The 13,837-nt window shown below is 30.3% G+C and carries 9 protein-coding genes; 8 read left to right on the top strand and 1 reads right to left on the bottom strand.

Annotation, left to right across the window (positions count from 1 at the left end):
- The first annotated feature begins 159 nt into the window (after positions 1 to 159).
- From J3495_RS03135 to J3495_RS03170, 8 genes are all read left to right on the top strand, one after another.
- Positions 160 to 2,613: an outer membrane beta-barrel family protein gene (locus tag J3495_RS03135; RefSeq protein WP_210665112.1), complete on the top strand. Its 2,454-nt coding sequence runs from the start codon at positions 160 to 162 to the stop codon at positions 2,611 to 2,613.
- Positions 2,614 to 2,848: 235 nt separating this feature from the next.
- Entirely contained in the window at positions 2,849 to 4,492 is a 1,644-nt protein-coding gene (locus J3495_RS03140) for a cyclic peptide export ABC transporter (RefSeq protein ID WP_210665113.1), read from the top strand.
- Positions 4,493 to 4,686: 194 nt separating this feature from the next.
- Positions 4,687 to 9,132 (top strand): non-ribosomal peptide synthetase, encoded by a 4,446-nt coding sequence (locus J3495_RS03145; RefSeq protein WP_210665114.1) that lies wholly within the window; start codon positions 4,687 to 4,689, stop codon positions 9,130 to 9,132.
- Between the two features lie 14 nt (positions 9,133 to 9,146).
- Positions 9,147 to 9,797, top strand: coding sequence for a 4'-phosphopantetheinyl transferase family protein (locus tag J3495_RS03150; protein WP_210665115.1), 651 nt, complete (start codon positions 9,147 to 9,149; stop codon positions 9,795 to 9,797).
- A 12-nt stretch (positions 9,798 to 9,809) separates the two neighbouring features.
- Positions 9,810 to 11,750, top strand: a complete 1,941-nt coding sequence (locus tag J3495_RS03155; RefSeq protein ID WP_210665116.1) for an alpha/beta fold hydrolase — start codon at positions 9,810 to 9,812, stop codon at positions 11,748 to 11,750.
- Between the two features lie 114 nt (positions 11,751 to 11,864).
- Positions 11,865 to 11,999, top strand: a complete 135-nt coding sequence (locus J3495_RS03160) for a hypothetical protein (RefSeq protein ID WP_210665117.1) — start codon at positions 11,865 to 11,867, stop codon at positions 11,997 to 11,999.
- A gap of 37 nt (positions 12,000 to 12,036) precedes the next feature.
- The gene (locus J3495_RS03165) at positions 12,037 to 12,177 is read left to right on the top strand and encodes a hypothetical protein (protein WP_210665118.1); all 141 of its coding nucleotides are present in this window, start codon (positions 12,037 to 12,039) and stop codon (positions 12,175 to 12,177) included.
- A gap of 24 nt (positions 12,178 to 12,201) precedes the next feature.
- Entirely contained in the window at positions 12,202 to 12,378 is a 177-nt protein-coding gene (locus J3495_RS03170) for a hypothetical protein (protein WP_210665119.1), read from the top strand.
- Between the two features lie 444 nt (positions 12,379 to 12,822).
- Here J3495_RS03170 and J3495_RS03175 read toward each other — a convergent pair whose 3' ends face one another.
- A complete protein-coding gene (locus J3495_RS03175; RefSeq protein ID WP_210665120.1) occupies positions 12,823 to 13,146 on the bottom strand; it encodes a helix-turn-helix domain-containing protein in 324 nt (107 codons plus the stop codon).
- Positions 13,147 to 13,837: the final 691 nt, after the last annotated feature.

Below are 13,837 nucleotides of genomic sequence, written 5' to 3' on the forward strand. Positions count from 1 at the left end.
CTCACGCAGAATTAGCTGTATTATCAAAATCTGGAAGAACGGTATAACTTTATTTTTATGCGGAATAAGTTGTTGATAGTGTAAATTTTAAAGCTGGTTATTTGTCAATTTTTTTTGCGTAATGTGAGATATTAAAAAAATAAAATAAAAATAAATAAAATGAAATACTATTATAAGCGTATAAATTATATCGCTTTACTATGTTTGATTATTTTTCTATCTAATCCAATATATGGACAAAACTCAAATACATCAATTTCGGGAAGCGTTATTGATGCTGAGAATAAAGAGCCAATCATTTTTGCGACAATTCTTTTGTTGAATAATGAGAACGAAACCTTAATAAAGAGTGAATTATCTCAAAATAAAGGAGATTTTAATTTTAAAAACCTGAAAAGTGGTAATTATATTATTAAAATTATTCACGATGATTACGATACGTTTAAGACCGCAATCATTACTATAAAAGATGATAATCAAAAACAATTGCTGCCTATAGAAATCTTCAAAGCAATAAAAAAAGAAAACTTGAACGAGGTTGTGGTATTTCAAAAGCAAAAGAACTTTGTAGAGGCTAAAATCGATCGAACTATTCTAAATGTTGACGCTTTAGAGTCAAATACTGGAATAACGGCTTTAGAATTATTAAAGAAAGCGCCTGGAACCAGTATAAACGATCAGGGAGTTGTAAGCCTGAATGGGAAAGCAAATGCCACTATTTTTATCGATGACCGCCCAATATATTTATCAGGAGTACAACTTGAAAGTTATTTGAGCGGCTTGTCTTCAGATAATATCGACAAAATTGAAATAATGACAACTCCGCCGGCTAAATATGAAGCATCAGGAAATGGGGGAGTGATCAACATCAAATTAAAAAAGAGTAAAAAAGAAGGAGAAAACGGAAGTGTAGTAATGGGATTACGGCAGCATAAATACACAGAGTATAACACCACCTTTAATCTGAATAAGAAAAAAGAGAATTATAATATTTTCCTGAATGGAAATATTGGTTATAAAAAACGCTTTCAGGATCTCTATATCAATAGAGATTATACAGATACAGGCAGCTATAGTAGACAGGAAACCAATAATGTTGGAGATGGTATACTAATCAGCATTAAGTTTGGTGCAGACTATAATCTTTCAAAAAAAACCGTAATAGGAATAAGTACTGATGGTTTAATTTGGAATGGCAATGACAGTGATAATAGTCGTAATTTTTTATATAATTCGGCACAGATCCTTGATTCAATTGTAAAAACAAAAGGTGATTCTGATAATAAATTCATAAATAGCGGGATAAATCTAAACCTCAATCATAAGTTTAGTGAGAAGAGTGATGTCAGTGCGAACTTGGATTACTTATTATATGATACGAATCCTTTTCAAAAATTTACAAATACGATAGTTTTTCCAAATACAAATCAGGAATATTCAGATAAGTTGGTAGGAGGATCTGTTTCTAGTGTAAATATTTACTCAGGAAAATTAGATTATTCCAATCAACTGAGCGAAAAAATGACCTTTCAATCAGGATTTAAACACAGCTACACTAAAACAGCTAATGAGAGTAATTATGTTGATATTGTGAACAATGTTTCAACCCCTAACCTAAATCAGAATAATAGGTTTTTATACGATGAGAACATCACTGCTTTATATGCCAACTCGAATGCAAATTTTGGAAGGTTTTCGATGCAGTTAGGACTTAGGTATGAAAATGTTAAACTTACTGGGGAGCAATTGGGAAATGAAATAAAGCCTAGAGCTAAGAATACAACGAATTATGATAATTTATTTCCTACCCTGTATTTATCTTATAAATTAGATTCGTTAGCCAATAATAGTATAGGAATTAATTACGGAAAACGAATTGACAGACCATTTTATCAAGATTTGAATCCAGTTGTTCTTCAGGTAGATAAGCTAACGTTTTATGAAGGAAATCCATATTTAAAACCATCGTATGCCAGCAGTATAGAGTTTGTCTATTCGTATAAAAGTCTTTTAAATGTTAATCTTGGATTTAGTAAAATTAAGGATGAAATTCAAGAAACTATAAAAATTGTAGATGGTGTATATTATAGTAGCCCCGGAAATATAGGGAAAACTCAGGTTTCAAATATTTCGATTAGTTCTTCTTTTAATATTTTTTCCTGGTTAATTTTCAGCGGAAATGCTCAATTATCCTATAGAGATAGTAGAAGTGAATTCTTTGGTGGTGAATTAAAGACCAATGGATATAATTTTAGCATTGATCCCATACTTCAATTTAAACTCAAGAGAGATTGGAATATTGAATTATTGGGCAAGTATGTAGGAAAGTCCTATGTAGCCCAATTTATAACAAGCCCATACTGGTTTGTTGATGTAGCGCTCAGTAAAAAACTATCGAACAGAAGCTCATTAAAATTAGTTTTTACAGATATTTTTAGAACATATATCAATAAAGGAACCATTAATAATCTTATCAATACAGAAGCTGATTACAAGAGTTTGAGTAATACAAGACAAATTAGATTGTCATTTACTTATAATTTTGGAGATAAAATTTCTAAGCAAGAGCGTGAAAACAGCAGTATAGATAGTGAAAGAAGTAGAATTAAATAATAATTGTTTGAAAGCTTTTTTCTGAGAAAGAGATAAAATCAAACATTCCAATATATGCACTTATGACAGATGCTGATGAAACAAGTACCTCAATTAGAAATTGGAAAAATTTTACCCGAAATCGTTTTGAATTTAAAATACTCGAGGAAAATCTTTTTTATCTATAATCATGTGGCTGAATTGGTCAATATTTTTGAAAATGAATTTAAAAAACAATTAATACAAGAAAAAAACTATGCTTAAGCTAAAATTTTCACAGGCCATTTACCTTCTGCTTTACGCCATTCCTAACACCATTCTCAGTTTCGGAATCATATACATCATGAACAATGTAATCTCGGGCAAAGAAGGTTTTTTGACAGATTATATGGGAATCGTATTTGTATCAGTCGTAATTTACACCTATCTGCTGAATATCATATTCCAAAAAAGAATCAATAAATATTCTTTTGAGATATTGTATGAAAATGAAAAAAAGATATTTGACAAAATATTAAAAGCACCTTTGATTACCCTCGAAAAAATGGGCTCACAACGTTTTTATACCGCCATAGAAGATTTACGAATATTTTCGTCTTTTCCTGAGGTAGTCACCCATTCTATCAATTCTTTATTGATGGTGTTACTTTGTATGATATACTTGTTTACGTTATCGATAGCAGCAGCTTTGGTCGTTATTGTTTTAATAATTTTAATTGCCGTTTTTTATTTTGTTGTAATCAATACCATGTCTCAAAAAGTTGGGAACCTTAGAAAGTTCAACGAACATTATTACAAGTATGTAGATGATGTCATTAAAGGTTTTAAAGGTTTTAAACTAAGCGGGCAGAGAAGAGAAAATCTAATGAGTGCACACCTGTCTCCTAACAGAGAAAGCGCTAAAGAATTGGATTTTAAAATTAATTATGTTTTTCTATCCATTAATTTGATAAGTCAATACGGTTTGTATTTAGTGATAGGAGTTATTCTTTTTTTACTGCCGGAATTGGGTATTCTTAAAAGAGAAGATGTTATTTCGTATGTTGTTATTATCTTGTTTATTGCCGGACCGATAAACAACTTGATTAATATGCAAAACGTTTATACGCGTCTAACAGTTGCTAATGCCAGAATTAAAAAATTCATGAGCGATTTTGATACTTCTCCGGTAACCTTAGAAATCAAAAATGTGCCTATTGAAAGTTTTAGTTCCTTGGAATTCCATAATCTTTCTTTTGCTTATGACAATGATGCTATGGAGAAGTCTTTTGCTTTGGGACCAATAAATGCATCGATAAAAAAAGGCGAAACGATATTTATTATTGGCGGAAACGGCAGCGGCAAAAGTACATTTATTAATATACTGACAGGTTTATACCAACCTTCGGAAGGTGAAATAGTTTTAAATGGGATAAACACAAATCTAAGTACAGCCACACAAAATTTGATAGCTGCTGTGTTTACAGAAAATCATATTTTTTCTCATAATTACGATAATTATTCTCTAGAAAAAAATGAGGAATATCAGGAATTGTTAAAAATAATGGAACTCGATAAAGTCGTGTTAGATGACAAAGAAGAATCGGCAAGACGTTCGTTTTCTAAAGGACAAAGCAAAAGGATGTCTATGATATTTGCGCTTTTGGAGAACAAACCTATTTTGGTTTTAGATGAATGGGCAGCAGATCAGGACCCACATTTTCGCAAATATTTTTATGAAAATCTATTGCCTAAACTCAAAGAAGAAGGCAAAACAATTATAGCGGTTACGCATGATGATGCTTATTTTAAACATGCCGACAGAATTATAAAATTTGATTATGGTCAAATTGTGAAAGATTTTAAGGTGGAGAGTAATGTTTTGTCAACGGAAAGTTTATGGTATAATGAGGTGAAGTAAACGGAGATAAATAAAATGTAAAAGTTATCAATAAAAAGCTTCACGCAGATTTTCGCAAATTCTTTTTTGTGATTTTTATTTTAAAAAATCTTTTAGGAGCCCAATCTGCGTGAAACAATACATTATAAGTTGTCGTCTTTATTCTTTAGCCCCAATAGCTGATAGTCATTAAACCAAAAAATATTTATTTGCAAATGAAACTTACCCTACCCCAGAAAGATATTTATTTTGATCAATTGTTGTTTCCTAATGAACCGATATATAATATTGGAGCTAAAATTGAAATTAAAGGAGTAATAAACATTGAAATATTAAAAAAAGCGTATGTTGAATTAATCAATCAGCATGATGCTTATAGAAGTATTATTATAAAGAATGAAGGCGATATAAGAATCAAAATAGTTGAAGAGCACCAATCTGAATTAGGTTTTATCGATTTTTCAAAACATGAAAATGCAATTGATGATGCCAATCTCTATATGCAAAAGGAATTCATAAAACCTTTTGATTTATTGAAGGGAACTCTTTTGCATATTTTTACTTTGGTAAAAGTTCAGGAAGATTTTCATTATTTATTTTCGGTCTATCATCATATTATAACTGATGGCTGGGGTACTTCGTTAATGTTTCAAAGATTGGTTCAAAATTATAACGAGATTTTTGAATTTGGCGAAATTAAAACAATATATCCTTTTAGTTATAAGGATTTTACGGAAGATGATGCCGAATATCAAAATTCCGAATCGTATAAACAAGATGCAATGAACTGGGTTAAAAAGTTTGAGTCTTTACCTGATAATTTGTTTGAAAAACTCGACGATACACTTCAAATTAATAAAAGTAATCGTAAGGAACTGATTGTAAAAAGAGAAGTCTATAACCAATTAAATCAGTTAGCTACTATCAATAAATGCTCGACATTTAATTTAATTCTAGCCGTTTTATATATTTATTTCGGAAGAAAACATCAGAATAATGATTTTGCAATAGGTTTGCCCGTTTTGAATAGAAGTAAATCTAAATACAAGAAAACGGTTGGTCTCTTCATGGGGATTTCACCTTTAAGAATTCCTCTGGATTTTGAGGCTACTTTTGAAAATTTAATCATTGATATAAAAAATCAATTAAGACAAGATTATCGCCATCAAAGATTTCCTTTGGGTAAACTAATTCAAGAACTTCAAATATTTAATGAGAAAGAAAGATTATTTAATATCACGCTTTCTTATGAAAAACAAAATTATTCTAATGATTTCCAAAACACGCAAACACGGGTAATTCCATTAACCCATCAGTCAGAGCGTTTGGCTTTGGCTATTTATATTAGAGAGTTTGATGAACAGGAAGATGTGAAAATAGACTTTGATTATAACCTGAATTATTTTGATGATTCAAGAATAACAGAAGTTATCAATCATTTTGAAAATTTAATTAACGCTATTTTAGTTTCTCCTAATAAAAAACTAAGAGAGCTAACCTACTTATCTAAAGAAGAAGAGCATCAGGTAACGGTTGAATTTAACAATACGAAAGCTGATTACCCGAAAGACAAGACGATTGTAGATTTATTTGAAGCACAAGTAGAGAAAACCCCGGAAAAAGAAGCCCTAAAAGATGATCATAAATCCTATTCTTACTCTGAACTTAACAAAGTTTCAAACCAAATAGCAGAATACCTTATTGCAACTTATGGAGAAAAGGATAAATCACCAATTGCAGTCTTATTAGGAAGATCTGCCAATATGGTAGCTGTTTTATTAGGCATTTTAAAATCAGGTAGATCTTATATTCCATTAGATCCTGTTTTTCCGAAAGAGCGATTAAGTTATATTGTTTATAATAGCCAAAGTAAAATACTTATCAGCGAAAAGCAGTATGAATTAGAAGGCATTGAAAATGTCACGATTGTGTCATTAGAAAATATTTTAGCTGGAATTGATGTATTCGAAGGCAGCAGATTCACAGCCATTTCTCCTAAAGATACAGCCTATATCATATACACATCAGGTTCAACCGGGAACCCGAAAGGTGTTGAAATAGGACATCAGTCCTTGCTTAATTTTTTAATCAGTATCCAGCAAAAACCAGGAGTTAGCTCAAATGATGTATTGTTTTCGGTAACGACTTATTCTTTTGATATCTCAATTTTAGAGTTTTTTGTGCCATTACTGTCAGGAGCTGCTTTATATATTGCAAATCAGGAAATTTTAACAGATCCTAATTCTGTTATTCGAAAGATAGAGGAGATACAACCTACCTTAATTCAAGCCACTCCAAGTTTTTATCAAATGTTGTTTAATGCCGACTGGCATGGAGACAAAGGATTAAAAGTACTGTGTGGAGGTGATTTATTAAGCGAAGCATTAGCCGAAAAGCTCATCAATAGTAGTTTGGAAGTGTGGAATATGTATGGGCCAACAGAAACTACCATTTGGTCCAGCATAAAAAAAATAGAACATCCAAAAGAGGAGTCCAATATAGGAAAACCAATAAATAATACGCAATTTTATATATTAGATCCATTTTTAAGTCCCAAGCCTATAGGAACACCCGGAGACATTTATATTGCAGGCGATGGATTAGCAAAAGGGTATTTTAAAAATGAGAAACTAACTAAAGAAAAATTCATTGAAAACCCATTTGATGCTGCAAGTCTACTATACGAAACCGGCGATGTAGGAAAGTGGAATGATGATGGGGAAATTGAGTTTTTAGGAAGAAATGATAATCAGGTTAAGATTAGAGGTTATAGAATTGAGCTTGGGGATGTAGAGTCACAACTAAATCAAATAGAAGGAATTAATGATTCTGTAGTAATTGCTAAAAAAGGAAATCAACAAGACGCTTTTTTAGTGGCTTATATTTTAAAAAGCGAAGAAGAAATTGATACGGAAAAAATCATTACAGCGTTGAAAATAAATCTTCCCTACTATATGATTCCGAATGCAATCATTCCTCTGGAAAAATTTCCGCTTACTCCAAACCAAAAAGTGGATAGGAAATCTTTATCGCAAAAAGCCATTCAACAAAATACAAATTATGATGATTTTAAAGCTCCTGTTTCCTATTTAGAAAAAAAACTTTCTGAATATTGGAAAGAAGTATTAAATAGTAAAGAAGCTATAGGTGTAAATGATAATTTTTTTGCTCTTGGCGGGCATTCACTAAACGCCGTTAAATTGATTGGATTAATTGCCAAACAGCTTTCGTTTACTATTACTTTAAAAACGATTTTTGACTATCAAACAGTTGGATTATTAGCTGGTTATTTACAAGAACTAAAACCGAGCCAATCGATTACCATATCATGGTCTGAACCTAAAAATTTTTACGATGTGACTCCTTCCCAATACAATATTTGGTTAGCGTCTCAACAAAAAAATGGTTCAATCGCTTATAATATGTCGGCTGGCTATAGTATTGAGGGGATTATAAATTTGGCCATTATTACAAATGCAATAAATGAAACAATAAATAAGTATGAAATTCTAAGGACAAATTTTATTGAAAGGGATGGAATTCCTTATCAAAAAATTAATGCTCCCGAAAACGCAAGGTTTGAAATTGCTGTTGATAAATTAAAAAGTGAAAAAGTAGGAGAAACTATAAACCAATTAGTTAATACAGCATTTGATCTAGAAACAGATTTATTAATAAGAGTTCAACTTCTTGAATTAGAAGCAAATAAATTTATATTGCTCTTTTCTACGCATCACATTATAATGGATGGATTGTCTTTAGAAATTTTTATCAAAGAATTTATTGAAAATTACAATAACAATGCTTCTCTAGGCGCATCAAAAGTAAATACTTTGAAATTTCAATTTAAAGATTATTCGGAATGGTTTAATAAAAAATGGGATGATAATACTCTTAAAAATAAATTGTTTTGGGAAGAATATCTTAAAAATTATCGTCCTAAAGATTCTTTTGACAGGGATTTTAGTATTGAAAACAATCAGCAAAGCGGAAGTAAGTATTTGTTTGAACTAACGACCAGTGTTACTTCAAATTTAAAGGAATTAGCACTTTGTGAGCAAGTCACTTTTTATACCATTTTAATAGCGGCTTTAAATGTTTTGATTTATAAATTCTCTAATCATAATGATATTTGTATAGGAACCGTAAACTCCGGAAGAAATATCCCAGAGTTACATAATCAAATTGGGATGTTTGTTAAAACCCTTGTTTTAAGAACACAAATTGAGTCAGGGCAAACTTTTGCTGGTATATTGAGAAATAACCAAAATGATTTATTGGAAATAAATGATTATGAAGCTGTCCCTTTTGAGAAACTGTCTCAATCTGTTTTTGACGTTATGCTGGTCTATCAGAATCCAGAGTTTTCCTTTGAGAATATAGATGAATTAAATGATTTAAAATTAACGTCATATCCTATTGACAACAAATACAGCAGGATACCTATTGTGTTTAATTTGTTTGAAAGTGATAATAGGCTGAAAGGTATTATAGAATATAACTGTGATTTATTTGAGGAAAATACGATAGAAATTGTTGCGCTTAAATACAGTAAAATTTTAAATGAAATAATAAAAAATCCATTAATGAAAGTGGATTTAATTGATGCTAAATTAGAATTTGAGAAAAGCACAGCATTTGATTTTGATTTTAATTTCTAAAAAAACCTATAGTTTTGATTTACATCTATTATTCTTATCTGTCTAAAGAAAATCACGAAAGCTTGTTAAAAAATGATTTGCCAAAATTTCCATTAGATTATCAAGAGAAAATTAAGCGATACCGAAGATGGCAAGATGCACAATTGTCACTTTTAGGACGGATACTATTGTTTAACGGAATTGAAGAAATTTACAAGCAAAATCCTCATGACAAAGTCATAAAACATACAAAATATAGCAAGCCTTATTTTGATAATGATTTAATCCGGTTTAATATCTCACATTCAGGCGACATTGTTGTCTGTGCGTTAAGTGATAAACATGAAATAGGAATTGATGTTGAAATTGTAACTGAAATTGAAATAGATGAATTTAAAAGTCAAATGACTGAAATTGAAAGGAATAATGTTATGTTGTCGAGTAATATAAAAGATTCTTTCTTTGATTATTGGACACAAAAAGAAGCCGTGATAAAGGCGCATGGCAACGGATTGTCAATTCCTCTAAAATCTTTTGAAATTTTAGATAATACGACCAAAATCGATGACGAAAAATACTATTTGAAGGAATTGAAAATAGATAAAAAATATAAATGTTACATCTCACTAAAAATGGATATTAGTGAAATATCAATAAAAAAACATATTATAAATCCAATAATTTAACTAAAAAACAAAATGAAAAACCTAAAGAGACTATTTTTGCTCCTATGCCTGCTGCCAGCTTGTTTATTTTCTCAAACAAATACTTTTATATTAGAAAAAACAAACACTTTCTTTCCAGAAGAAAAAATCATTAATCAAGAGAATATAGAATGGAGGTACTTAAATGTTCCTGAAAACTGGGATAGACCAACGGGTAAAACAATTAAAATTGCAGTCGCAGTTTTGAAATCCACCTCAAAAAATACAGATTCAAATCCTGTTGTATATGTAGAAGGAGGACCAGGAGCTGGAGGTATTGAAGGAATATGGAATTGGCTGAGACATCCATTAAGAGAAAATAGTGATATTGTTTTAGTTGATGTTAGGGGTACTGGTAATTCTTTACCTAAATTTTGTCCTGATTTAGGAAAACAATTCTTGGAAATACTATCAAAAAATCAGAATAGCATGCAAGATGAACAGCAAAAAACTATTGCTGCAATGGCCTGTAAGCAAGATTTATTAAATAGAGAGATTGATTTAAACTCTTATAATAGTAAATCAATTGCTAAAGATTTAAATGCTTTAAAAAGAGCTTTAAAGTATAATAAATGGAATGTTTATGGGGTTTCTTATGGAACTTACACAGCTCAGGTTTATGCAAATGATTTTCCTCAAGATATTAAGTCATTAATTTTGGATTCTTCGATTTCAGATATTTCTATGTATTATAATCATAATACTGAAAATTACATGAACAGCCTTAAAAAAGTTTTTAACGGCTGTGAAAATGATCCTAATTGTAATGAGCAATATCCAAATCTGGAGAGCACCTACTATGAAACAATAGAAAGATTAGATAAAAAGCCTATTACGATTAAAGTTGATAAGAGAATCATTCCTAGCGGCGAGTTTACTTATAATGCGGAAGATTTTAAAATTGCTATTCAACAATCCTTATATCAAAAAAAATTAATTGAAGTATTACCCTTATTAATCACAGAATTTAATAAAGGAAACAAAAGTACTTTGAGTTCACTTGTAGCTGCTTTTTCAGGGGCTTTACGATTAGATTATGGAGCGTATTATTGTGTGAGCTGTAACGAGGCAATTCCATATAATTCGATATCAGAATTTAACAAGGAGACACTTAATTATAAAAAATTAAAAGGAGGATTATCTTTTTATAAATCAGACTTTTTAGTGTGTGATAAATGGAATTTAGGAGTTGATAAGTCGTCTAAGATTTTAAATGATTTATCTAACCTGCCAACATTGGCAGTTCCAGTATTAGTATTTTCGGGATCATTTGATCCTATCACTCCGGCTTCAAACGGGAAAACTATTGTTGGGAAGTTTAAAAATGGTTTTTTGGTAAATGCTCCAGTTTCTGGTCATGCACCTAGTTTTTCGAAAATTGGATCTGAAATTTTAAATGAATTTATCAATAATCCAGGTCAGAATCCTGATGTGAAAGGATTTCAATCAAATAATAAAGTTCATTTTGTTACTGATGTAAAGGTTAATGGAGGAGTTTCTAATTTTGCCAATAGCCTAAATGAATTCAACCTTCTATTTTTTGCACCATTCTTAATCGCCATTATTATCCTGTTAATTTCAATTTTCAATTTTTGCTGTGCACTAATTAGAAATAGGAAAAATGCTGCCCAAAATAAATTCATGAAGTGTTTAATTATATTAACTTCTTTATTAGGTTTGTTTGCAATTATTGGGTTTGTTTTGACTATAAATAGTACGGCTCAAGACAATTTTTACATACTTGCTTTTGGGATTCCAAATCAATTTGATTACTTGTTTATAGTTCAATGGACTTTTATAGTATTTACTATGATTTCAATACTTTATTTTGCTCTTAAAATTAAGTCTATTTCGAATAAAAGCGTTATTGCAACCATTTTATTTTCTTTATTACTTATCGGTGTTTATTTCCAATATTGGGGATTTTTATTTTAAAAAGCAATTTGTTTTGGTAGTTTTTCAATTTAGTGATATAGATAAAACGATCAGCAGAAATTCCTGCTTGGGATTCTTTAAATGCTAATAAAAAAAGCTTTATACAAAAGACAAATGGAAGTATTTTCTGCCTATGCAGCTGAAACCGATTATGAAATTGGACGATTAATTGATGCTGTAAAAAGGTTTCCAACTGCTTATAATACAATGATAATCTGTATTATTGGTGATAATGGAGCAAGTCCGTAAGTAGGTCTCACAGGAACGATTAAAGATTTTAGCCACAATGAACGGATTTCCGGACAATGTCAATGATATGATGAAACATATAGATCATTTAGGAGATGATTCTATGGATAATCATTTTTCTGTAGGATGGTCCTTAGCAGTTGATACACCTTTTCAATGGACAAAACAAGTGGCGTAGCATTTTGGAGGAACAAGAAACAGAATGATTATCAACTTGCCTAAAAAAATCTCTGCAAACAGTGGCATTCGTTCGCAGTTTTATGATGTAATCGATATTGCAATCACAATTTACGATGCTGCAAACATAAAATTCCCTGAAAAAGTAAACGGAATAACACAAGTAAGGCATGAGGTAATGTTTGTACTCATAGAAATGTGACTATGTGTGTCTACCCGTGCCATAATTTGGCCAAAAAAAATATTATTTGTACCTCACAATCCCGAGGTACAAAATCGGTACAAATTTAAACAAAATATCACTTAATATCTAAAAGAAAAAGGAATTAAAAAACGAGTTAAAATATTTTTCATCAATACTTTAACTCGTTTGTTTCTTGTTGTTTTGCGTTATTTTGTCTTGCTATTTTCCGATGCAGAAAATAACTTTTCTTATTTAAATAGGGTTTCCAACTACAGTGGTACAATTATGGTACAATTTAAAACACACTAATGCAAACTAAAACAAAGTATCCTTGAGCAAACATAACTCATGGGAGTTGTTTAATACAAAAATAGAAATAAATTGGGAATATTTTTTATATCACTGAGATATTGTAATGCGAAAGTTTAATAAAATAAAAAAGGTCAAAATCTGAAATTAATTTTAGATTCTTGACCTTTTTTCAATATCGTTTCTGATTTCTAAATGGGTTTTTACTCGGCCTGACTTAATCCATTTCATTAACTCATGCCTGTAAAAATAAAGACGTTTACCTTGTTTATTAACTGGGATTTCCTTTCTGCTTACTTTGCTGTAAATAGTAGGTACCGATAAGTTTAAAAGTTTAGATGCTTCTTCAATATTTAGAAGTTCATCTTTATCTTCTCCCGTGGCAGATATTCTTGTAATCAGTTTTTCTAAGTGTTCCAATTTATCATGAATTTTGTTCATCATAACAGGTATCTGATCAAAAGTAAATGGCTTCATGTGATGGCTATTTTAATTCGATCTAAAAGTATACACTAATAATGTCAGTAATAAATTGTGTCCTTAAAAGGAAGACTTTGGCTTTTAATTTCTAAGAAGCTAACTCAGTTTTGATAAAGCTTCTTTTGTCTGTTTATAAGAATGCGTTAGTGTAGGGGTGGCAGGATTACATGCCTATTCCTTAATTCGTTGATTTTACTGGTGTTTCCAAGCACTGTTCCAAAAAGGGTAGCCCAATAGTTTTCTTTGTATTGTAAATTGACTATATAGTATCAATTCTTAAACATCTTTTTTTTTATGTTTGAAATAAAAATTTTATATAATAGAAATGTTCTCTTCGAGGCAAATTTAGATTGAAAACAACATCCTTCTGACCATACAATTAACCATGTTATATTTTGAGTCAGCTTTATTTGTAAAATTATGTTTTTATAGAGACAGACACTAATTTATTAATCCTCGTTATCAAAGTTAGGTTAACAAGGACAATTTTCATGAAATTAAATTTTTGTTTCTTATAAAATAACCAAAGAAATATATGAATAAGATACTTACCCTTTTAATTAATTCAAGTTGCTAGTTTCTATAGTATAAAAAACAAAGCAGAGGTTTAGTAAATTTGTTTTGCGAACCAATAAACCTCACCAATGCTTTGTAAAGACAAAATTATATCAATTTTTTGTTTAATAGA

It is taken from the genome of Flavobacterium geliluteum (assembly GCF_017948595.1).
GTDB lineage: Bacteria > Bacteroidota > Bacteroidia > Flavobacteriales > Flavobacteriaceae > Flavobacterium > Flavobacterium flavipigmentatum.